Genomic DNA, 22,430 nt, shown 5'->3' with positions numbered 1-22,430 from the left:
GCCGCCGCGGCCTAACCCGCGCGCCTTCGATGCAGGAGAGGCCCGTTGCGCGCATTCATCTTCCCCGGACAGGGCAGCCAGTCGGTCGGCATGGGCGCGGCGCTTTCCGCCGCCAGCCCCCATGCCCGCGAAGTGTTCCAGGAGGTCGACGAGGCGCTGGGGCAAAAGCTCCAGCGGCTGATGGCGGAGGGGCCGGCGGAGGACCTGCTGCTGACCGAGAACGCCCAGCCCGCGATCATGGCGAACGCGATCGCGACGCTGCGCGTGCTTGAGCGCGACGGGAACGTGACGCTGGCGGACAAGGCGGATTACGTCGCGGGCCATTCGCTGGGCGAATATAGCGCCCTGTGCGCCGCGGCGGCGCTGGACCTGTCGACGACGGCGCGGCTGCTGAAGGTGCGCGGGCGCGCGATGCAGGCGGCGGTGCCGGTGGGCGAGGGGGCGATGGCGGCATTGCTGGGCGCGGACGTCGAGAAGGCGGGCGTGATCGCGGGCGCGGCGGTCGATGCGATCCTGGCCGAGATGGGGGAGACGTTGGTCTGCACCGTGGCGAACGACAACGATCCGACGCAGGTCGTGATTTCGGGCCACCGCGTCGCGGTGGAGCGCGCGGTGGCGCTGGCGAAGGACATGGGGGCGAAGCGCGCGCTGCTCTTGCCGGTGTCGGCGCCGTTCCACTGTTCGCTGATGGAGGATGCCGCCGTTGCGATGGAGGCGGCGCTGCTCGACGCCGACCTGCGCGCGCCGCTGGTGCCCGTGTTTGCGAACGTCGACGCGGTGGCGGTCGCGGAGCCGGGGGCGATCCGCCACCTGCTGGTGCAGCAGGTCACGGGGCGGGTGCGGTGGCGCGAATCGGTGCTGGCGATGGCGGCGGCGGGGGTGACGGAGTTCGTCGAGTTCGGCGGCAAGGTGCTCGCCCCGATGGTGAAACGCATCGCGCCGGACGTGGCGGCGGTGAGCGTGGTGACGATGGACGACCTGGAGGCGCTGGCGAAGGGGTTGTAGAGTTCGCGCGAAGACGCGAAGACGAAGGTTTTTTAGTTCGCGCAGAGGCGCAGAGGACGCAGAGGTAGTGTGCGGGATATCGATGCGATCAGCGGCGACGTCGTCGATGTGGCGATACGACTGCACCGCGACCTTGGTCCCGGTCTGCTCGAAAGCGTCTACGAGATGGTGCTTGCCGGGCGACTGGAACGTATGGGATATCAGGTGGCCCGCCAGCGTGCGATCGACGTGGAGTTCGAGAACGTACGGATCGATGCAGCTTTCCGCGTCGATCTGCTGATCGACGAGCGGCTGATCGTAGAGATCAAATCGGTGGAGCGGCTGCTTCCCGTCCACGCCAAGCAGGTCCTGACATACTTGCGGTTGATGAGGCAGCCCGTTGGGCTGCTTATAAATTTCGGTGGCGAAACGTTGAAGGAGGGGCTGCGCCGGCTCGTCAACAACCATCGTCCCTCTGCGTCCTCTGCGCCTCTGCGCGAACCCTTTCACGAACGGAGAGAATGATGTTCGACCTTAGCGGCATGACCGCGCTCGTCACGGGCGCTTCGGGGGGCATCGGGTCCGCGATCGCGCGGGCGTTGGCGGGGCAGGGGGCGCGGCTGGCGGTTTCGGGGTCCAATACGGACAAGCTGGAGCAGTTTCGCGCGTCGCTGGGCGGCGAACATGTCGCGGTGCCGTGCGACCTGTCCGATGGCGCGGCGGTCGATGCGCTGGTGCCGCAGGCGGTGGCGAAGCTGGGGCGGCTCGACATCCTCGTCAACAACGCGGGCGTCACGCGCGACAATCTGGCGATGCGGATGAAGGACGACGAATGGGACCAGGTGATCCGCGTCAACCTGGAGGCGGCGTTCCGCCTCGTCCGTGCCGCCGCGAAGCCGATGATGAAGGCGCGGTTCGGGCGCGTCGTGTCGATCACGTCGGTCGTCGGGCAGACGGGCAATCCGGGGCAGGCGAATTATGCCGCATCGAAGGCCGGGCTGGTCGGCATGTCCAAGGCATTGGCGCAGGAACTGGCCAGCCGCAACATCACCGTCAATTGCGTCGCGCCCGGCTTCATCCGTTCCGCGATGACCGATGCGCTGCCCGAGGCGCAGAAGGCCGCGCTGACGACGCGCATCCCGGCCGGGACGCTGGGCGAGGGCGCGGACGTGGCGGCGGCGGTGGTGTACCTGGCCAGCCGCGAGGCGGGATACGTCACCGGGCAGACGATCCACGTCAACGGCGGCATGGCGATGGTGTGACGGCGGCAAGACGGCGGCACGGCGGCGCCGGTCCGGGCGGGGCGCACGGTAAACGTCGCACTTGTCACGAAACCGCGCCCGTTCTACCTGCGTTCAGGAAATCACTTACCTACCCCCCAATTCGAGAGAGGGATTGAATATGAGCGAGACCGCCGACCGCGTGAAGAAGATCGTCGTCGAGCATCTCGGCGTCGAGGCCGAAAAGGTCACCGAGGACGCCAGCTTCATCGACGATCTGGGCGCGGACAGCCTCGACATCGTCGAACTGGTGATGGCGTTCGAGGAGGAATTCGGCGTCGAAATCCCCGACGATGCGGCCGAGAAGATTTCGACCGTGCGTGACGCGATCACGTACATCGACGAGCACAAGGCCTGATTTCAGGGGCTGATCGGGGTCCGGATGCCTCGCATCCGGAGAGCCGGATTTGAGCGGCTCCCCCTCCTCGGCTAGAGGACGGGGAGCCGTTTCACGTTAAGCAGCCGCCCGTGCCGGCAACGGCAGGCGGGCGGGCAAGAGGAAGAACCTATGCGTCGTGTCGTCGTCACCGGTCTGGGTCTGGTCACTCCCCTGGGTGCCGACGTGGAAACCGTGTGGGCCAATATCCTCGCCGCCAGGTCCGGCGCCGGTCCGATCACGCGCTTCGACGCATCGGACCAGAAATGCCGCATCGCGTGCGAGGTGAAGCCCGCGGGCCACGAATACGGCTTCGACCCGAACCTGCGCGTCGACCACAAGGTGCAGCGCCAGGTCGATCCCTTCATCATCTACGGCATCGACGCCGCCAGCCAGGCGCTGGAGGATGCGGGCCTGACCGACATGAGCGAGGCGGAACGCTATCGCGCGGGCGCGTCGATCGGGTCGGGCATCGGCGGGCTGCCGGGGATCGCGAGCGAATCGCTGGTGTGCGAGAACAAGGGGCCCTCGCGCGTGTCCCCGCATTTCGTCCACGGCCGCCTCATCAACCTCATCACCGGGCAGGTGACGATCAAATACGGCCTGATGGGCCCCAACCATGCGGTCGTCACGGCGTGCTCCACCGGCGCGCATTCGATCGGCGACGCCGCTCGGATGATCGCGATGGACGATGCCGACGTCATGCTGGCGGGCGGCGCGGAGGGAGCGATCTGCCCGCTGGGCATCGCGGGCTTCGCGCAGGCGCGCGCGCTGTCGACCGCGTTCAACGACCAGCCGGAGAAGGCGTCGCGCCCGTACGACAAGGACCGCGACGGCTTCGTCATGGGCGAGGGCGCGGGCGTCGTCGTGCTGGAGGAATACGAACGCGCCAAGGCGCGCGGCGCGAAAATCTATGCCGAGGTCATCGGCTACGGCCTGTCGGGCGACGCCTATCACGTCACCGCGCCGCACCCGGAAGGATCGGGCGCGTACCGGTCGATGGAGATGGCGATGAAGCGCAGCGGGCTGGCGTTGTCGGACATCGATTACATCAACGCGCACGGCACCTCCACGCCGCTGGGCGACGAGCTGGAACTGGGCGCGGTGCGGCGGTTGTTCGGGGACGATATCGGTAAATTGTCGATGTCGTCGACCAAGTCCGCGATCGGCCACCTGCTGGGCGGCGCGGGGGCGGTGGAAAGCATCTTCTGCATCCTGGCGCTGCGCGACCAGATCGTGCCGCCGACGCTGAACCTCGACAACCCCAGCGACGGGTGCGCGGGCGTGGACCTGGTCCCGCATCATGCGAAGAAGCGGTCGGTGAAGGCGGTGCTGAACAACAGTTTCGGTTTCGGCGGGACCAACGCGTCGCTGGTGATGCGGGCGGTGTGATGCCTGACCGCCCCGGCGAACGCCGGGGTGCAGCATGGGGCCGGTCGCAACTGGACCCCGGCGTTCGCCGGGGTGGAGGAACATGAAGAAGATCGGCTGCCTCGGCGTCATCGCCATCGTCCTGATCGCCGCGGCCCTGTGGGTCGCGCAGGGGTGGAACGGCGCGGGGCCTGCGCCGCGGCCACTGGCCTTCACGGTACCGCAAGGGGCCTCGCTCGCCGCGGCGGCGGACCGGCTGGAAAAGGCGGGCGCGATCGCGTCGGCCACGCGGTTCCGCCTTCAGGCGCGCGTGTTCGGGGGCGGGGGATCGATCAAGGCGGGGGAATATGAAATCCCCGCGAACGCCAGCGCGGCGCAGATCCTGGACATCCTGCAATCGGGCAAGGCGCTGCAACGCGTCGCGATCGTGCCGGAGGGCTATCCCTCCGTCATGGTCCGCGACGTGCTGATGAAGGCGGATGCGCTGACGGGCGACGTCGCGGTCCCGGCGGAGGGAAGCGTCCTGCCCGACGGCTATGCCTACGAACGGGGCGAGACGCGCGCCGCGGTGCTGGCGCGGATGCAGGCGGCGATGCGCGACTATCTCGCCGCCGCGTGGAAGAAGCGGAAGCCCGCGACGGTCGCGAAGACCCCGCGCGAGGCGATCGTCCTGGCCGCGATCGTCGAGAAGGAGACGGGCAAGCCGTCCGAACGCCGCACCGTCGCCGCGGTCTATTCCAACCGCCTGCGCCTCGGCATGCCGCTACAGGCCGACCCCACCGTCATCTACCCGATCACGAAGGGACGCCCGCTGGGCCGGCGGATCCGCCAGTCGGAACTGCGCGCGAAGAACGGCTACAACACCTATGCCAGCGCGGGCCTGCCGGTCGGGCCGATCGCCAATCCCGGGCGGGCCAGTATCGATGCGGTGCTGGACCCGGCGACGACCAGGGCGCTGTATTTCGTCGCGGACGGGACGGGCGGGCATGTGTTCGCGGACACGCTGGAACAGCACAACGCCAATGTCGCCAAATGGTACGCGATCCGGCGCGCGCGCGGGGAGATGTAGGCCGGCTCAGGCCGCGCGACGCGACGTCCACTCGCTGTCGATCCACGCCGCCGCCTCGTCCATGTCGGTGAAGGTCCGGTGGTTGGACATCGACAGCAGGCGGGTGCTCTGCAACTTGTTCAGCATCGCCCTGACCACCGTCGCGTTCGGCCCGTTCATCATCGATTGCCCGCGCATCGCCAGTTCGTGCAACACGGTCCCAACGGCGGTCTGCTGGACGGGAAAGTCCCGCGCATCCGTCAGAACCGCGAATATGCCATGGCTGGCCCGGATCGCGCTGGCCTCCGCCAGCATTGTCGCCGCGAAGCGCTGAGCCATCGCAAGATCCCAGAATCCCTCGGTCCTGATATGAAGGATGCCGGTCGCGGCGTCGAAACGGAAATCGAACATCCGGCCTCCCTACGCGGGCGAGGTTAATTTCGCGTCATCGCCGGGCGTCCGGTCGGCCCAGCGCGGCGGCGGCGCGGGCCTTCTCCTCCACCTGCGCCGGCGTGCCGTCGGCGATCCAGCTTCCCCCGACGCACAGGACCGGATCGATCGCCAGCCATTCGGGTGCGCTCGCCGCCGTGATGCCGCCGGTCGGACAGAACAGGCATTGATGGAACGGCGCGGCGAGCGCCCTCAGCGCCTTCGTCCCGCCGCTGGTTTCCGCCGGGAAGAACTTGAAGTGCGAAAGGCCCAGGTCCAGCCCGCGCATGATGTCCCCCGCGGTCGCGACGCCGGGGAGGAAGGGGATGCCGGACGCGACGATATGTTCGCCCAGCGTCGTCGACAGGCCGGGAGACACGATGAATTCCGCCCCCGCGTCGCGGACGCGGTCGGCCTGGTCGATCGACACCACGGTGCCCGCGCCGACGATCGCGCCGGGGACCTTCCGCATCTCCGCGATCGCATCCATCGCGGCATCGGTGCGCAACGTCACCTCCAGCACCTTCAGGCCCCCCGCCACCAGCGCCTCCGCCAGCGGGCGCGCCTTCGCGGCGTCGTGGACGACCAGCACGGGGATGACCGGGCTGGTCCGCATGATCCGTTCGATGGTCACTGGCGATGCTCCTGGGCGAAGGCGGCGGCGGCGCCGAACAGGCCGGGCTGGGGGTGGGTGATGAGTTTTACGGGGATCTTCGCCATCATGGACTGGAACCGGCCCTTGGCGACGAAGCGCTGGTCGAAGCCGGAGCGCAGCAGTTTGTCCTTGATCCGCAAGCCCAGCCCGCCCGCGATGACGACGCCGTTCGCGCCGTGCGCCAGCGCGAGGTCGCCCGCGACCGCTCCGAGCGCGAGGCAGAAGCGGTCGAGCGCGGCGAGCGCGATCGAATCGGTCCCCTCCAGCGCCTCGGTCCAGATCGTCCGGTCGTCGACATGCGCGTGGGCGCGGCCCTCCAGCTCGGCGAGGGTTTCGTAGATCGCGACGATCGCGGGGCCGGCGACGACGCGTTCGGCCGATACGCGGGTGAAGGTCTTGCGCAGCCGCTTCAGGATCGCGTCCTCGATCCCGTCGAGCGGGGCATAGTCCATATGCCCGCCCTCGGTCGGCAGGACGTGGTAGCCGGTGCCGGTCTTGAACACCTGCGCCACGCCCAGTCCCGTGCCCGGGCCGCAGACGGTGGTGATTCCCGCGGCCGGGATCGGCTCGTCGGGGCCGCACAGATGCTCGAAATCCTCGTGCGGCAGCTGCGCGACGGCGTGGCCGATCGCGCCGAAATCGTTGACGATCGTATAGGTCGTCGCGCCCAGCCGCTCGGGGATCAGCGACGGGCGGATGACCCAGGGATTGTTGGTCAGGCGGATGACGTCGCCCGTGATCGGCGAGGCGACCGACAGTGCGGCGGCGGGGGGGAGGGGCGCGCCGTGACGCTGCGCGAACGCCTCCCACGCGGTTTGCAGGCTGGCATGTTCCGCGGTCTTGAGCGTCACCGGCTCGCCGAGCGACCGGACGCGGCCGTCGTCGACCTCCGCGATGGCGAAGCGGGCGTGGGTGCCGCCGATGTCGACCGAAACGAGCTGCATGCGATTCACTCCCGACCGCCCTCACCCTTCCGCGCCGCTTCGCGTCGCTCCCTCCCTCTCCCGCCGGGAGAGGGAAGGGGCCCGCCGCCGGAGGCGGTGGGAAGGGTGAGGGCACTACCTATCCTACAATCCCGCCCCCGCCAGTACCGCGCTGGCGCCCTTTTCCGCCTCGTCCGCCAGCCCGCGGAACAGGCCGAACAGTTCGCGGCCCATGCCGGTGGCGGCGGGGGGCGCGTCGGCGGGGTCGCGGGTGGCCCATTCGTCGGGGGCGACCAGAGCCTCCAGCGTGCCCGTCTCCGCATCCACGCGGATCAGGTCGCCGTCGCGGATCAGCCCGATCGCGCCGCCGCCCAATGCCTCCGGGCTGACGTGGATCGCGGCGGGCACCTTGCCGCTGGCGCCCGACATGCGGCCGTCGGTGACGAGCGCGACGCGATAACCCCGGTTCTGGAGCACGCCCAGCGCGGGCGTCAGCTTGTGCAGTTCGGGCATCCCGTTCGCGCGCGGGCCCTGGAAACGGACGACGACGACGACGTCGCGTTCCAGCTCACCCGCCTGGAACGCGGCGAGGACGTCCAGCTGGTCGGAGAAGACGCGGGCGGGCGCCTCCACCACCCAGCGGTCGCGCTCCACCGCCGACACCTTCATGCAGGCGCGGCCGATGTTGCCGGTGACGATGCGGACGCCGCCGTCGGGGGTGAAGGGATCGGCGGGGTGGCGCAGGATCGTCTCGTCCCCGCTCGGCCCCGCGGGCGTCCATGCCAGCGTGTCGCCGTCGAGCGTCGGGCGGGTGCCGTAGGGGGTCAGGTCGTCGCCCGCGACGGTCATGATGTCGCGATGGAGGTGGCCGGAACCGAGCAGCTCGCGGATGACATAGGGCATGCCGCCAGCGGCCTCGAACCCGTTCACGTCCGCCGATCCGTTGGGATAGACGCGCGCGATCGTCGGCACCGCGCCCGACAGGCGGTCGATATCGTCCCAGTCGATCACGATCCCGCCCGCGCGCGCGATCGCGGGCAGATGCAACAGATGGTTGGTCGATCCGCCGGTGGCGAGCAGGCCGACCGCGGCGTTCACGATCGCCTTCTCATCCACGCAATGGCCGATCGGGCGATAGTCCTGCCCACGCCAGCCGATCGCGGCCAGCCGCTGCGTCGCGGCGCGGGTCAGTTGCTGGCGCAATTTCGTGCCCGGATTGACGAAGGCGGCGCCGGGCATGTGGAGGCCCATGACCTCCATCATCATCTGGTTCGTGTTGGCGGTGCCGTAGAAGGTGCAGGTACCCTGCCCGTGATAGGCGGCGATCTCGCTATCGAGCAGTTCCTCGCGGCTCGCCTCGCCGGTGGCATAGCGTTCGCGCACCGCGGCCTTGGTCTTGTTCGGGATGCCGGTGGGCATCGGGCCGCCGGGGATCAGGATCATGGGCAGGTGGCCGAAACGCAGCGCGCCCATCAGCAGGCCCGGCACGATCTTGTCGCAGATGCCCAGCAGCGCCGCGCCCTCGAACGTGCCGTGGCTGAGCGCGACCGCGGTCGACAGCGCGATCGTGTCGCGGCTGAACAGCGACAATTCCATGCCGGCATAGCCCTGCGTCACGCCGTCGCACATCGCGGGCACGCCGCCCGCGACCTGCGCCGTCGCGCCGACCTCCCGCGCCCACACCTTCATCAGTTCGGGGTAGCGATAATAGACCGCGTGGGCGGACAGCATGTCGTTGTAGGCGGTGACGATGCCGATGTTCATCCCCGCATCCGCCTTCATCGCGTCGCGATCCTCGGGCGTGCCGGCATAGGCGTGCGCGAGGTTGGCGCAGCCGAGGCGCGGGCGGCCGATCCACGTTTCGCGCTCGCGCTCGATCAGCGCGAGATACGGCGCGCGGGTCGGGCGCGAACGCTCGATGATGCGGTCGGTGACGGCGCTTACAACTGGGTTCATCGTCCGTTTCCATGTGTCCCCGCGAAGGCGGGGACCCAGTCTGGACCTCCGCCTTCGCGGAGGTACAATAAATTCACGCCGCCCAGTGGATATCCACCGGCAGTTCCACATCCGCCAGCACGCGGCCGATGGGGTAGGGCGATCCCGCGCCCTCGCTGATCGCATCTTCCAGCACCTTGCGCTTCGCCGCGCCCGTGACCGCGATCATGAGCGCGCGGGCGGTGGCGATGCCGTGGCGAGACAGCGACACGCGCGCGACGGGCGCCTCGGGCGGCAGCGGGTCGGGCATGACGCCCAGCGCGCGGCGTTCCTTGGGGCCGTTGAGCGCCTCGTCCAGGTCGGGGCCGGGGAAGATCGACGCGGTGTGGCCGTCGCCGCCCACGCCCAGCAGGCACAGGTCGAGCGGCCAGTGCAGGTCGCCCAGCAACGCGTCGGCGCTGCGGCCCGCGGCCTTGTAATCCTTCGTCGCCTCCGGGACGATCGGCATCACGCGCGCACCCCTCGGCAGGAAGATCTTCGCCAGCGCGGTGACGTTCGACAGCGCGTCGCCCAGCGGCACGATCCGCTCGTCGGTCGGCACGATCGTGACGCGCTTCCAGTCCAGTTTCGCCTTCGCCAGCTTCTCGTACGCGGGCAGCGGCGTCTTCCCGCCCGCGAGCGCCACGACCGCGGAGCCGCGCGCGTCGAGCGCGCTTTCGATCACGAACTGCACGTCGCCCGCGATGGCATCGGCCAGTTCGGCGGCGTCGTCATATTCCCACCATTCGATTTCGGTCATGCTCTAATCCTGAAAATCCACATCCGTTCGCCCTGAGCGACGTCGAAGGGTACGCGTCCACGGTCGGGCATAGGCTTCGACGTCGCTCAGCCCGAACGGGGGGTAGGGCACTTGGCTCCCATCCCCCCCACGTTCAATCGTCCATCCACGTCACGCCGTCGCGCTCGGTCAGCGCGATCGCGGCGCTCGGCCCCCAGGTGCCGGCGGGATAGTGTTTCGGTTTCGTCCCGTTGGCTTCCCATCCGGCGCGGATCGCATCGATCCAGGTCCATTGCGCCTCCACCTCGTCGCGTCGCACGAACAGCGTCTGGTCGCCCTCGATCAGGTCGAGCAGCAGGCGCTCGTAGGCGATGCGGCGGCGTTTCCCCGCGAATTCGGCGTCGAGGCTGAGCTTCAGCGGCACCTCGCGCAGGCGGACGCCGTCGCGGTCGAGGCCGGGTTCCTTGGCCATCACCAGCAGCTCGATATATTCCTCCGGCTGGAGCCGGATGACGAGCGTGTTGGGCTGGAGCAGCCCGCCGCGCCCGGCGAACATCGAATGCGGCACCGCCTTGAACTGGATCGCGATCTCGCTCTGGCGCTTGGCCATGCGCTTGCCGGTGCGCAGGTAGAAGGGCACGCCCTGCCAGCGCCAGTTGTCGACATGCGCCTTGATCGCCACGAACGTTTCCGTCGCGGAATCCTTGCCCAGTTCCTCGTCGTAGCCCTTGACGATCTCGCCCGCGACCGCGCCGCCCAGATACTGGCCGGTGACGGTGCTGTGCGGGACTTCCTCCGGCGTCATCGGGCGCAGCGAGCGGAAGACCTTCGCCTTCTCGTCGCGGATCTCGGCGGTGTCGTAGCGCGCGGGCGGCTCCATCGCGATCAGCGCGAGGAGCTGGAGCATGTGGTTGGCGACCATGTCGCGCAATGCGCCCGCGCCCTCGTAATAACCGGCGCGATCCTCCAGCCCCACGGTCTCCGCGATCGTGATCTGGACGTTGTCGATGCCGCGCGCGTTCCATACCGGTTCGAAGAAGGAATTGCCGAAGCGCAGGGCGAGGATGTTCTGCACCGTCTCCTTGCCCAGGTAATGGTCGATGCGAAAGATCCGCTCCTCCGGGAAGACCGCGGCGACGGTGTCGTTGATCTCCTTCGAGGAGGCCAGGTCGTAGCCGAGCGGCTTTTCCAGTCCGATGCGGACGGTGTCGCCGGCGAGGCCGACCTTCTCCAGCCCCTTCACCGCGGGTTCGAACAGCGACGGCGCGGTCGACAGGAAGATGGCGAGGCCGCCCGACACGTCGCCGACCTTGTCCGCCAGCGCCTGGAACGTGCTCTCGTCCGACAAATCGGCGGGCTGGAAGAACAGGCGGTTCAGGAACGTGCCGATCGCGGCGTCGTCCTTGCGGTCGGCGGGCAGGAATTCGTCCAGCGCCTTCCTCGCCTCGTCGCGGAAGCCCGCGTCGTCCAGGTCGCCGCGCGCGGAGCCGGTGATGGTGAGCGTGTCGGACAGAAGGCCGTCGGCATGGAGGCCGTACAGCGACGGCAGCAGCATCCGCTTCGCCAGGTCGCCGGTCGCGCCGAACAGGAGCATCTTGGCCACCGGATTGCGCTGCATGTTCGCTCCTTCGTCAGTGCGGGCGGACGCGTAGCGGATGATCCGGGACGCGGCCACCCGAATACGTAGTCATTCGCCCGCGCGGCGGATCAGACGGTCAGCCCCGCCAGCGGGTCCAGCCCGGCCATCAGGTTCAAACTCTGCACCGCGGCGCCCGATGCGCCCTTGCCCAGGTTGTCGAGCGTCGCGACGAGGCGGGCGTGATCCGCGTCCGCGAACACGTACAGATGCAGCAGGTCCGACGGCGCCGCCTGCGCGGACAGCAGCAGTTCGGCGGGCGTATCGTCGTGGACGCGGACCAGCGGCGCGCCGTCGAAGGTCGCGTGAAGCGCGCCGAGCAGGTCGTCGCGCGTCGGGCGCGCGGGGAGGGCGGACAGGTGCAGCGGCACCTCCACCACCATGCCGCGATACGCGCGCACGACGGCGGGGGCGAACACGGGCGCGTGGGTCAGGCCGGCATGGACCCGCATCTCGGGCACATGCTTGTGCGACAGGGCATAGCCGTAGCCGCGGAAGGCCAGGTCGGGCTCCGCCTCGACCCGCGCGATCAGCGCCTTGCCCCCGCCGGAATAGCCCGACACCGCGTTGACCGTCAGCGGCCAGTCCGCGGGGATCAGGCCCGCGCGGACCAGCGGCGCGACGAGGGCGAGGAAGCCCGTGGGGTAGCAGCCGGGATTGGAGACGAAGCGCGCGGTCGCGACGTCGAAGCCGAGTTCGGGGAAGCCGTACGTCCATCCGTCGGCGACGCGATGCGCGCTCGACGCGTCGATCACGCGCGTGCGCTCGTTCGCGATCATCGCGACGGCCTCCCTCGCCGCGTCGTCCGGCAGGCACAGCACGACGATGTCGGCGGCGTTCAGCGCCGTGCGCCGCGCCTCCACGTCCTTGCGCCGCGCATCGTCCAGCGTGACCAGCGACACGTCGGTGCGCCCCGCCAGCCGCTCGCGGATCTCGAGGCCGGTTGTCCCCTCCGCGCCGTCGATGAACACCCGGACGGTCATGCCGTGGCCGCCAGTGCGTCCGCATCGACATAGCCGACCAGACCGTCCGCGACCGCGATTCCCCAGCCGATGCCGCCGGTCACGTCCAGCAGGTCGAACGCCGCGCCCGCGTCGAGCGCGACCATGTCCGTCCCGCCCGCGCCGCGCGTATCGCGCAGCGCCACGGCGCGCGTCACGATGCGACGCACGGGCAAGGCGTAATGGGGGGCGAAGATGCGGTCGGCGAGGCGCGCGTCGGCCAGATCGGCACGCACCGCGTGGGTGCGCGGGTCCAGCGCGCGCGACCGCCCCGTCAGCGCGAAGCCGCTACGCGCGGGCGGCGGCGTGGACGGGGACGTCCCCGTCGCCGATGAACTGACCGAACTCCTCAAGAAACTCTTCCCCTTCGGAAGTGCGCGCGACGAAGATATTGCGCTTGTCGCTGTCGTCGCGCTGCCGCCGCAGATAGCCCAGCGTGCCCAGCCTGTTCAAGGCGCGCGTCACCACGGGTTTCGAGACGTTCAATATCCGCGCCAGGCCGCGCACCGTGTGCGGACCGGGGCGCAGATATACGACCAGCAGCAATGCCATCTGGCGATTCGTGAGGTCGGGTTCGCCCGAACGGACATAGTCCACCAGGGCGTTCATCCAAGAGCTGAGTTCGGGCTGCACAAGCGTCGCCACGTTACCGTCCTGTTCAGCTGAGCCGCGAGGGGCGTTCCGGGTTCGTCCACAGGTTAACGCCCGCTGGCGCGGGTGGTTTCAGCGGTGTCACGAATTGTCCGGCGGCGCGCCGCGATTCGGCGGCGGGGCGCATGTGGTTGATCGATCGGGCGCCGGGGCCTATGTGCCCGCGGTCAGTTTCCAGCAGATCGAACCCAGTCCCCATGTTCACCTTCCTCCTCGTCGTGCAGGCCATCATCGCGGCGGCGCTGGTCACCGTCATCCTGATGCAGCGGTCGGAAGGCGGCGGGCTGACCTCGTCGGGCAGTCCGTCGGGGTTGATGTCGGCACGCGGCGCGGCGGATTTCCTGACGCGCGCCACGTCGGTGCTGGCGAGCGCGTTCGTGCTGATGAGCATCCTGCTGGCGTTCCTTGCGGCGAATCGCAGCGCGGTGTCGGTCGACACGTCGTTGCAGCGCAAGGTCCCGGCCGCCGCCGCGCCCGCGGCGCAGCCCGCGACCGGGCAGCCGCCGGCGACGGTGCCGGCGGACAACGGCGGGGTCCCGCTCGCGCGCTGAGCCATGCGGCCGTTCTCTCGCCAGCCGTTCGTGCTGAGCGCCGTCGAAGCACATGCGTCGCGCGTGCCCTTCGACGTCGCTCGGGGCGAACGGAAGGTGAGTAGCCGCAAATCATTCGGCGCGGCGTCGTCGCCGCGCTTGCCCGGACTCGTGTTTGAACGTTAGGGGTTTTCTCCCATGGCGCGGTACATCTTCATCACCGGCGGCGTGGTCTCCTCGCTCGGCAAGGGATTAATGGCGGCGAGCCTCGCCGCATTGTTGCAGGCGCGCGGCTATCGCGTGCGGATCCGCAAGTTCGATCCGTACCTGAACGTCGATCCGGGCACGATGAGCCCGTATCAGCACGGCGAGGTGTACGTCACCGACGACGGGGCGGAAACCGACCTCGACCTCGGCCATTACGAGCGCTTCACCGGCGTGTCGGCGCGCCAGTCGGACAATGTCACGTCGGGCCGGATCTATCAGCAGATCATCACGCGCGAGCGGCGCGGCGACTATCTGGGCGCGACGGTGCAGGTGATCCCGCACGTCACCGACGCGATCAAGGCGTTCGCGAAGGCGGAGACCGACGACCTCGATTTCGTGCTGTGCGAGATCGGCGGGACGGTGGGCGACATCGAATCGCTGCCCTTCATCGAGGCGATCCGCCAGCTGAAGAACGAGGTGGGGCGCGGGAATGCGATCAGCATCCACGTCACCCTGGTCCCGTACATCGCCGCCGCGGGCGAGCTGAAGACCAAGCCGACGCAGCATTCGGTGCGCGAGCTGGCGGCGCTGGGCGTGCAGCCCGACGTGCTGGTCTGCCGCTGCGAACAGCCGCTGCCGGCCAGCGAGCGGGCGAAGATCGCGCTGTTCTGCAACGTGCCCGAAGGCGCGGTGATCCCCGCGCTGGACGCCAAGTCGATCTACGCCGTGCCGCTGCAATATCATGGCGAGGGGCTGGATTCCGAAGTGCTGCGCGCGTTCGGCATCACGCCGTCGTCGGCGCCGGACCTCAGCCGCTGGGAGGAGATCGTCGATCGCCTGATGAACCCGGAAGGTGAGGTCACGATCGGCGTCGTCGGCAAGTACGTGGGCCTTCAGGACGCGTACAAGTCGCTGAACGAGGCGTTGGTCCACGGCGGGATCGCGAACCGGGTGAAGGTCAATATCCGCTGGATCGACGCCGAATTGTTCGAGGGCGACGATGCGGAGATCGCGGCGCATCTGGAACCGTGCGACGCGATCCTCGTCCCCGGCGCGTTCGGGGAGCGCGGCGCGGAAGGGAAGATCGCCAGCGTCCGGTTCGCGCGGGAGCGCAACGTGCCGTATTTCGGCATCTGCTTCGGCATGCAGATGGCGTGTATCGAGGGCGCGCGCGACCTGGCGGGGATCACGGCGGCCTCTTCCACCGAATTCGGCCCGACCGAGGAGCCGGTGGTCGGCATCATCACCGAATGGATGGGCGAGCGCGGGCTGGAGAAGCGCGCCGAGGGCGGCGACCTGGGCGGCACGATGCGGCTGGGCGCCTATCCCGCCGCGCTGACGGGCAACAGCGTCGTCGCGTCGATCTACGGCACCGACGCGATCGAGGAGCGGCATCGCCACCGCTACGAGGTGAACACCGGCTATCGCGCGGCGCTGGAAAAGGGCGGGCTGGTCTTTTCGGGCATGTCGCCCGACGGGATGCTGCCCGAGATCGTCGAGCGGCCCGACCATCCGTGGTTCGTCGGCGTGCAGTTCCACCCCGAACTGAAGAGCAAGCCGTTCGACCCGCATCCGCTGTTCGCGAGCTTCATCGGCGCGGCGGTGAAGCAGAGCCGGCTGGTGTAGCGCGGGCGCTAGTCGGAACGATTATCGCACCGCCGGCGCGTGCCGCCTATCCCGATCGCATCTTGTCGAGCGATCCGGAGAGGTCCCCATGGTCGGCGTCAGTTCCATCGGACATGCGTCACCCGTCGCCACCGACGCCGCGGCGCGTACCGCGGCCGGTGCGTCGCCCACGCCGTCGCCGAAGCCGGGCCGCGGCGACCTCGCGCTCGACATCACGCAGATCGGGCTCGACATCGTCGGCATCTTCGAACCGACGCCGTTCGCGGATCTTGCCAATACCGGCATCTCGTTATGGCGCGGCGATGGATGGGGGGCGTCGTGCCCTATGTCGGCGATACCGCCAAGCTGGGGAAGCTGGGCAAGTGGGCGCAGACGATCGGCAACGCGGTCGACCTCGCCAAACGCGATCCGGGCTTCGCGCAGGCCGTGCGACCCGCGCTTCAGGGCGTGCAGGATGCGATCCGCGCGATCCCGCAGGGCGCGCTCGACGCGCTATCCGCCACGGCGCGCCAGCATCTCGCGCGCATCGGGCGGCAGGTGGACGAGGTGCTGGGCACCTCGACCCGGGCGCCGTCGTTCATTCCATCGCGCACGGCGCCCACCGGCGCGCCGGGCGGCACGCCCTTGGGCCGACGCGCCGCGAACGAACCCAATGCCGATCCGGGCTTCAAGCGCGGCATCGCGCGCGAGAACGAGGCGGCCGACATCCTCGCGGGGAAGGGCTACAGGGTCGAACAGAACCCCGTCCTGACCGACGCCGATCGCGCCGCGCACGGGATCGAGCCGGGCAAGAACCCAGACTATCGCATCGAGGGTCGCATATTCGACGGCTATTCGCCGCAGACCGGCAGCGTCGGCGGGGTCTATGCCGGTATCGCGGCCAAGGTAGAGAAGGGGCAGGCGCATCGCATCGTGCTGAACCTTGGCGACAGCCCGGTCCGGCCCGGTGACATCCAGCAGGCGTTGCGCGACCATCCGGTCCAGGGTCTGCAGGAAGTGATCGTCATTGACAGGAGCGGCGGGGTTCACAAGACCTTCCCGAACTGACCTGCACCACAACCTTGCGGAGGAGCGCCCGAGGTGGCGATCGAGTATCAGCTGAAATTCGCGCCGGGTGTGAAGCCGTCGGTGCTGGCGGGTTGGCTGCGCACCGCGGGGTTCGCGGACACGGGCAGCCCCGCCACCTTCACCGCTCCCGGCCTGACCGCGACGATCGGCGGCGCGCGCGACATCGCCGGGCGGTGGGCGCCGCTCGGCTTCGAGCCGCATGTCGAGATCCTTTTCGTGCAGGACAAATTCGCGCCGTATGCGGACGCGGTCGCACGGCTCGTCAAAACGGTCGCGCTGCTGCTGCGGGAGGTGCCGGGCGACGTGGCGCTGGCGCGCGACGACGAAACCGTGCTGGCGCTTCGGTCGCGCGGCGATCTGGTGCTGACCAACCGCGACGACTGGTGGATCCGGCCCACCTTCGCCCCCAGCCTCGCCGAGCGGCTGGACGAATCCTATCGACTGGAACCGCTGCCGATCATCTGAGCGAAGGGCGCCCGGACCTTTCGGCCCGGACGCCCCCTACGGCGCCTCGAAAAGGGAGCAAAGAGGCGCCGATCCCGTCGGTTCAGGCAGCCTGCGCCGCGTCGTCGGCCGTGGTCTCGACCGCGGCGAGCGGGGCGCCGGTCCGGATCGCGATCTTCTTCGGCTTCATCGCCTCGGGCACCTCGCGGACCAGGTCGATCACGAGCAGGCCGTCGACCAGCCGCGCATCCTCCACGAACACGAAATCGGCCAGTTCGAAGCGCCGCTCGAAACTGCGGTTGGCGATGCCGACGTGCAGGAAGTTGGCGTTGCCGTCCTTCTCGTCCTTGCGGCCGGTGACCAGCAGCATGTTCTGCTGCGCCACGATCTCCACCTCGTCGCGCGCGAAGCCCGCGACGGCAAGGGTGATGCGGTACCGGTCGTCGGCGAGGCGTTCCAGGTTGAACGGCGGATAATTCTCGGATGCGCCGCGGGCGTTGGCCTCGATCATGTCGAACAGGCGGTCGAAACCGATGGTCGAGCGGCGGTAGGGGGTAAGGTCGAAACGCATGTGCCAATTCCTCATACGAGCGAGTTGAACCCGGCGTCCGCACAGGCGCGACGCCGTATCGTCGTGCGGCCCGATCGCCGGCACCGCACGCCCGAAAGATGGGCGGACCGCGAAGCGTTTCAAGGGCGCCATAAATACCTACTATGTTGATAGGCATTGATGCGGCGGGCACCCTTCCGATCGACGACGATAAAAGGGGACCTACGTGTCGATCACGCTTGCCATGCTGCTGGCCGCCCAGGCTTCCGCTCCGACCCCGCCGGCCCAGACGACGCCCCCGGTGGTGGTCGGCGCGCCCGAACGGCCGACGACGACGCCGGGCGAGCCCGACCGGACCGAGGAGGACGTGCAGCGCAGTTCCGCGTCCGCCGACGTCGTCGTCACCGCGCGGCGCCGGACCGAACAGGCGCAGAACGTGCCGATCGCGATCAGCGTCGTGGGCGTGAAGGAGCTGGACAATACCGGCAGCTTCAACGTGGCGCGGTTGCAGCAGCTTCAGCCGACGCTGCAATTCTATTCCACCAACCCGCGCAATTCCTCGGTCAACATCCGCGGGCTGGGCGCGCCGCTGGGCCTGACCAACGACGGGATCGAGCAGGGCGTCGGCGTCTATATCGACCAGGTGTATCTCAGCCGCGTCGCCGCCGCGACGCTCGACTTCCTGGACGTGCAGCAGATCGAGACGCTGCGCGGGCCGCAGGGGACGCTGTACGGCAAGAATACGGTCGCGGGCGCGATCAGCATCACCAGCAAGCCGCCGAGCTTCGATTTCGAGGGCCGCGCCGAGGTGACCGTCGGCAACCTGGAGTTCAAGCAGGCCAAGGCGTCCATATCCGGCCCGCTGACCGACCAGATCGCGATCCGGCTGGGCCTGTCCTCCACCAGCCGGCGCGGCACCGTCTTCAACGTCGCCAGCGGCAATTACGTGAACGAACAGGACAATATCGGGCTGCGCAGCGCGATCCTGTGGAAACCGACCGCGGACCTCAGCCTGACGCTGTCAGGCGATTACAGCCGCCAGAATCCGGAATGCTGCGCACAGACGTTCGTCCGCGTCGGCGCGACGCAGCGGCCGCTCAACCGGCAGTTCGACGCGCTGGCGGCGGCGCAGAACTACGAACCGCCCAGCCGCAACGCGTTCGACCGGCTGACCGACCTCGACGCGGACCTGAACGCGAAGAACGAACTGGGCGGCCTGTCGCTACGCGGCGAATATGCGCTGGGCGACGGCACGCTGACGTCGGTCACGGCGTGGCGGTTCTGGAAATGGCTGCCCGCCAACGACCGCGACTTCACCGGCCTGCCGATCACAACCCTGTCGCAGAACCCGACGCGGCAGGACCAGTATACGCAGGAATTCCGCTACGCCGGGGAGGGCAGGGGGTTCGACTATGTCCTCGGCCTGTTCGGCTTCTACCAGGACATCCACACCACGGGCACGCAGCGGCAGGGATCGGCGGCGAGCCGCTGGCTCATCAACCCGTCCAGCGCGCTGGCGAACGATCCGTCGGTGCTGGACGGCCTGACTGCCAGCAACGACATCCGGCTGAAGAACTTCTCGGGCGCGGCGTTCGCGAAGGTCAACTGGAACGTGACCGACACGATCACGCTCTCGCCCGGCGCACGGCTGAACTACGACGACAAGGTCGGCAGCTACGTCAGCATCGTGCGCGACGCGGCCGGCAACCTCGTCCCCGCCACCGGCGGCACCGCGCGGCAGGCGGCGCAGCGCGACGCGATCCAGCCGCAGGCGTTCCGGGACGAGGCGTTCCGCGAATGGAACGCCACCTACGACCTGACCGCGTCGTACAAGCCGTCGCGCGACGTCCTGCTGTACGGCACCTATGCCCACACGTTCAAATCGGGGGGCCTGAACCTGAACGGCGTGCCCGTCGTCAACGGCGTGGTGCAGACGCAGCTGGCGCAGATCGATCCGGAAAAGGTCGACCATTTCGAGATCGGGCTGAAATCGCAATTCTGGGACCGGCGCGTGACGCTGAACCTCACCGGCTTCTGGACGCAGATCCGCGATTATCAGGCGGTGGTGAACAACCAGTCGACCTCCACGCTGCGCGGCTATCTCGCCAATGCGGGCAAGGTGCGCGTGCGGGGCGTGGAGGCGGACTTCTCGATCCGGCCGAGCGACCGCGTGACATTGTACGCCAACGGCGCGTTCAACGACGCGCGCTACCTCGACTTCCCCAACGCGCCATGCCCGCCCGAACTGTCGGGCGGCGGCACACCGACCGCGGCGAACCCGTCGATCGGCGCGCCGGGACAGCCGGGAACGAACAGCCCGATCGTGTGCGACATCTCCGGCCAGTGGCTGCCGGGGATATCGAAGTTCGCCTTCTCCTACGGCGGCGAGTATAACCTGCCCGCCACGGTGCTCGGCAATCCGGGCGAGGCCTATGTCGGGGTCGACGCCAATTCGCGGACCAAATTCTCCTCCAACGCGTCGCGGTCGATCTACACCGACATCGACGGCTACACGCTGGCGAACGTGCGCGCGGGCTTCCGCACCGATTCGGGGGTGAACGTGTTCGGCTGGGTCCGCAACGCGTTCGACACGCGTTATTACGAGGTGCTGGCGACGACGCCGGGGAACACCGGCCTGATCGCGGGCAACGTCGGCGATCCGCGGACGTACGGCGTGACGTTGGGCGCGAGCTTCTGAGGCGGGGCGGGGAGGGGGCGGTGTCGCTCCCTCCCGGCAGCGCGGTCATGTATGCCGCCTATGATCGCGTCAGCGAAGGGTGATCCGATGATCTGCTCGAAAAAACGCAGATACTCCTATCCGCTCGATTGTAATACCTCGAAAGCGATCCACCTCTCGACCGCGGTTGAAATCCCAAAAATAGTTTTGGCCAAATCGCCGCATGATACGACAATTATAGTTCTGCACGCATACCTTATGACCTTCAACGGTATAGTCCGAGTGTATTGACAGTGCCGGTATTAGGTATTGAACGTAAGTACCATCGGGGCGAAAATATTCTGTCATGTAAGGGGTGCCGTTAGGCGCAATCGATATAATACCGCCACTATACAGGACTTTCCGGACCTGTTCCTCGGATAGGGGAGTTTCCTTACCCGACGGATGTGTCTGTAAGGCGGTGGCAAGAACCGCCGTAAGAGCCAGGATCATGCTCGACATAACTTATCTGCCATATTTTCGGTTTTTGTGAATCAACCGGGATGCCGAGGCAAGATCGCCAGAATATCGTCTATCTCTCAAGACGATTTATTGGCTGGATCGCCGTTAACGATAAGTATTTGCCCACGCCTCGACCGGCGGTTCGGCCCAAAACGCCAAACGCCCGGACCGCGGTGTCGCGATCCGGGCGCCTGCGTGACGATCGCTCGTCAGCCCCCATTTTTCCTCCTGCCCGCGCGCCTCGTCAAACGAAGCGGGGCTGGTGGACCCTTTTCCCCGAACCACGGCCATTGCCTGTGTGCCAGTGGCATTCGTGTACGGTCCGCCATGGGGGCGTGTCGACCGAAATGAACGGGAGATAAACGGATTGCCGAAACCCTGTGACGATTCCGCCACACGCCCGCCACACGCCCGATTGCACGGATGAGCGGCAGCCCCTAGGGACACGCGCATGTTGCTGTCGCGCTATGAAGGCATGATCGCGCGGCGCTATCTGCTGCCGGGCAAGGGCGAGCGGTTCATCGTGCTCGTCGCGGGGTTCAGCCTGGGGGCGGTGATGCTGGGCGTCGCCGCGCTCGTCATCGTCATGAGCGTGATGAACGGCTTCCGCGCCGAGCTGTTCGACAAGATCGTCGGGCTGAACGGCCATGCCGTCGTGCAGGGGTTCAACGGCCGCCTGCCCGACTGGCGCCGCGTGGTGGCGGAGGCGAAGGCGACGCCGGGCGTGACCAGCGCGACGCCGCTGATCGAGCAGCCCTTGTTCGCCACGTACAACGGCCGCGCCGAATTCATCCTGCTGCGCGGCATGCGCGTCGAGGATATCCGCGCCAACCCCGCGATCCGCAGCAAGGTGGTCGTCGGCAGCCTGAGCAGCGTGACCGCGGGCAGCAACAACATCGCGATCGGCGCGCGGCTGGCCGAAGCGCTGGGCGCGACGGTGGGGTCGGAGATCTCGCTGGTCAGTCCGCAGGGGCAGACGACGCCGTTCGGCACGGTGCCGCGCATCGTGAACTACCGCGTCGCCGCGATATTCGAGGTCGGCATCTACGATTACGACAAGGCATACGTCATGATGCCGTTGCCCGACGCGCAGACGTTCCTGCTGATGGGCGACAGCGTGGGCATGGTGGAGCTGGACACCGTGGATGCGGACCGGGTCGGGGAGATACTGGCCCCGCTGGCGCCCAAGGTGGCGGGGATCGGCATCATCGCGGACTGGCGGCGGCTGAACGCCGAACTGTTCGACGCGCTGGCGGTGGAGCGCGTGGCGATGTTCGTCGTGCTGTGCATCATCATCCTGGTCGCGGCGTTCAACATCGCCAGCAGCCTCATCATGCTGGTCCGCGCCAAGACGCGCGACATCGCGATCCTGCGCACGATGGGGGCGAGCCGGGGGGCGATGCTGCGGATCTTCATGACGGTGGGGACGACGATCGGCGTGCTGGGGACGCTGGCCGGGCTGGTGCTGGGGACGGTGTTCCTGTTCTATCGCCAGGCGGTGGTGAATTTCGTGCAGCTGGTGACGGGACAGAATCTGTGGGACCCGTCGATCCGCTACCTGACCGAATTGCCGTCGAAGCCCGATTTCGTGGAGATCGGCGCGATCGTGGCGATCACGCTGGTGATGACGTTCCTGGCGACGGTCTATCCCGCGTACAAGGCGGCGAGCACCGATCCGGTACAGGTGCTGCGGTATGAATAGGGGCATACCGATCCTCCCCAGGCTCGCCTGGCGAGGGGGACCGCGCGCGCAGCGCGTG

Annotated in this window: 22 protein-coding genes; 12 read left to right on the top strand and 10 right to left on the bottom strand. The window is 68.3% G+C overall.

Annotated elements, in window-relative coordinates; all coding sequences use genetic code 11:
• Positions 1-45: 45 nt before the first annotated feature.
• From fabD to mltG, 6 genes are all read left to right on the top strand, one after another.
• Positions 46-1,005, top strand: a complete 960-nt coding sequence (gene fabD, locus ASG29_RS14020; RefSeq protein ID WP_055985067.1) for an ACP S-malonyltransferase — start codon at positions 46-48, stop codon at positions 1,003-1,005.
• Between the two features lie 69 nt (positions 1,006-1,074).
• The gene (locus ASG29_RS14015; protein WP_055985064.1) at positions 1,075-1,509 is read left to right on the top strand and encodes a GxxExxY protein; all 435 of its coding nucleotides are present in this window, start codon (positions 1,075-1,077) and stop codon (positions 1,507-1,509) included.
• The gene (gene fabG / locus ASG29_RS14010) at positions 1,509-2,246 is read left to right on the top strand and encodes a 3-oxoacyl-[acyl-carrier-protein] reductase (protein ID WP_055985707.1); all 738 of its coding nucleotides are present in this window, start codon (positions 1,509-1,511) and stop codon (positions 2,244-2,246) included. Before ASG29_RS14015 ends, fabG begins: the two co-directional genes overlap by 1 nt.
• 139 nt (positions 2,247-2,385) lie before the next feature.
• Positions 2,386-2,622, top strand: a complete 237-nt coding sequence (locus tag ASG29_RS14005; RefSeq protein WP_055985061.1) for an acyl carrier protein — start codon at positions 2,386-2,388, stop codon at positions 2,620-2,622.
• A gap of 150 nt (positions 2,623-2,772) precedes the next feature.
• Positions 2,773-4,032 (top strand): beta-ketoacyl-ACP synthase II, encoded by a 1,260-nt coding sequence (gene fabF, locus ASG29_RS14000; RefSeq protein ID WP_055985059.1) that lies wholly within the window; start codon positions 2,773-2,775, stop codon positions 4,030-4,032.
• A gap of 82 nt (positions 4,033-4,114) precedes the next feature.
• Positions 4,115-5,080: an endolytic transglycosylase MltG gene (gene mltG, locus ASG29_RS13995; protein ID WP_055985056.1), complete on the top strand. Its 966-nt coding sequence runs from the start codon at positions 4,115-4,117 to the stop codon at positions 5,078-5,080.
• 6 nt (positions 5,081-5,086) lie between these two features.
• Here mltG and ASG29_RS13990 read toward each other — a convergent pair whose 3' ends face one another.
• The 9 genes from ASG29_RS13990 to ASG29_RS13950 form a co-directional block, all read right to left on the bottom strand.
• A complete protein-coding gene (locus tag ASG29_RS13990) occupies positions 5,087-5,470 on the bottom strand; it encodes a hypothetical protein (RefSeq protein ID WP_055985053.1) in 384 nt (127 codons plus the stop codon).
• 34 nt (positions 5,471-5,504) lie between these two features.
• On the bottom strand, positions 5,505-6,104 hold the full coding sequence (gene eda / locus ASG29_RS13985; protein WP_055985704.1) for a bifunctional 4-hydroxy-2-oxoglutarate aldolase/2-dehydro-3-deoxy-phosphogluconate aldolase: 600 nt from the start codon (positions 6,102-6,104) through the stop codon (positions 5,505-5,507).
• Positions 6,105-6,118: 14 nt separating this feature from the next.
• Complete coding sequence (gene glk / locus ASG29_RS13980; RefSeq protein ID WP_055985050.1) at positions 6,119-7,087, bottom strand: glucokinase; 969 nt, start codon at positions 7,085-7,087, stop codon at positions 6,119-6,121.
• Positions 7,088-7,210: 123 nt separating this feature from the next.
• A complete protein-coding gene (gene edd / locus ASG29_RS13975; RefSeq protein ID WP_055985047.1) occupies positions 7,211-9,022 on the bottom strand; it encodes a phosphogluconate dehydratase in 1,812 nt (603 codons plus the stop codon).
• A gap of 73 nt (positions 9,023-9,095) precedes the next feature.
• Positions 9,096-9,800 carry a 6-phosphogluconolactonase gene (gene pgl, locus ASG29_RS13970; protein WP_055985045.1) on the bottom strand — a complete coding sequence of 235 codons (705 nt, stop codon included), beginning with the start codon at positions 9,798-9,800 and terminating at the stop codon, positions 9,096-9,098.
• Positions 9,801-9,933: 133 nt separating this feature from the next.
• Positions 9,934-11,397 (bottom strand): glucose-6-phosphate dehydrogenase, encoded by a 1,464-nt coding sequence (zwf, locus tag ASG29_RS13965; protein WP_055985041.1) that lies wholly within the window; start codon positions 11,395-11,397, stop codon positions 9,934-9,936.
• Between the two features lie 89 nt (positions 11,398-11,486).
• Positions 11,487-12,398: an N-acetyl-gamma-glutamyl-phosphate reductase gene (argC, locus tag ASG29_RS13960; RefSeq protein WP_055985037.1), complete on the bottom strand. Its 912-nt coding sequence runs from the start codon at positions 12,396-12,398 to the stop codon at positions 11,487-11,489.
• On the bottom strand, positions 12,395-12,652 hold the full coding sequence (locus tag ASG29_RS13955) for a hypothetical protein (protein WP_055985034.1): 258 nt from the start codon (positions 12,650-12,652) through the stop codon (positions 12,395-12,397). The genes argC and ASG29_RS13955 overlap by 4 nt, the downstream gene beginning before the upstream one ends.
• A gap of 52 nt (positions 12,653-12,704) precedes the next feature.
• Positions 12,705-13,025, bottom strand: a complete 321-nt coding sequence (locus ASG29_RS13950; RefSeq protein ID WP_055985031.1) for a MarR family transcriptional regulator — start codon at positions 13,023-13,025, stop codon at positions 12,705-12,707.
• Between the two features lie 239 nt (positions 13,026-13,264).
• Here ASG29_RS13950 and secG point away from each other — a divergent pair, with 239 nt between their 5' ends.
• The 4 genes from secG (at position 13,265) to ASG29_RS13930 (ending at position 16,963) form a co-directional block, all read left to right on the top strand.
• Entirely contained in the window at positions 13,265-13,618 is a 354-nt protein-coding gene (secG, locus tag ASG29_RS13945; protein ID WP_055985029.1) for a preprotein translocase subunit SecG, read from the top strand.
• 177 nt (positions 13,619-13,795) lie between these two features.
• Complete coding sequence (locus ASG29_RS13940) at positions 13,796-15,430, top strand: CTP synthase (protein ID WP_055985026.1); 1,635 nt, start codon at positions 13,796-13,798, stop codon at positions 15,428-15,430.
• A 291-nt stretch (positions 15,431-15,721) separates the two neighbouring features.
• Positions 15,722-16,477, top strand: coding sequence for a hypothetical protein (locus ASG29_RS13935; RefSeq protein WP_055985024.1), 756 nt, complete (start codon positions 15,722-15,724; stop codon positions 16,475-16,477).
• Between the two features lie 33 nt (positions 16,478-16,510).
• Positions 16,511-16,963 (top strand): SitI3 family protein, encoded by a 453-nt coding sequence (locus ASG29_RS13930; protein ID WP_055985021.1) that lies wholly within the window; start codon positions 16,511-16,513, stop codon positions 16,961-16,963.
• An 82-nt stretch (positions 16,964-17,045) separates the two neighbouring features.
• Here the strand turns inward: ASG29_RS13930 and ASG29_RS13925 are convergent, their stop codons facing one another.
• Positions 17,046-17,513 carry an Hsp20 family protein gene (locus ASG29_RS13925; RefSeq protein ID WP_055985018.1) on the bottom strand — a complete coding sequence of 156 codons (468 nt, stop codon included), beginning with the start codon at positions 17,511-17,513 and terminating at the stop codon, positions 17,046-17,048.
• 223 nt (positions 17,514-17,736) lie between these two features.
• Between ASG29_RS13925 and ASG29_RS13920 the strand changes: the two genes are divergently transcribed.
• The gene (locus ASG29_RS13920; RefSeq protein WP_082516122.1) at positions 17,737-20,190 is read left to right on the top strand and encodes a TonB-dependent receptor domain-containing protein; all 2,454 of its coding nucleotides are present in this window, start codon (positions 17,737-17,739) and stop codon (positions 20,188-20,190) included.
• Between the two features lie 931 nt (positions 20,191-21,121).
• Positions 21,122-22,372, top strand: a complete 1,251-nt coding sequence (locus tag ASG29_RS13915) for a lipoprotein-releasing ABC transporter permease subunit (RefSeq protein WP_055985013.1) — start codon at positions 21,122-21,124, stop codon at positions 22,370-22,372.
• Positions 22,373-22,430 lie beyond the last annotated feature (58 nt).

It is taken from the genome of Sphingomonas sp. Leaf412, assembly GCF_001425405.1.
Taxonomy (GTDB): Bacteria; Pseudomonadota; Alphaproteobacteria; order Sphingomonadales; family Sphingomonadaceae; genus Sphingomonas.
This window is presented reverse-complemented; position numbering and strand designations above follow the sequence as displayed.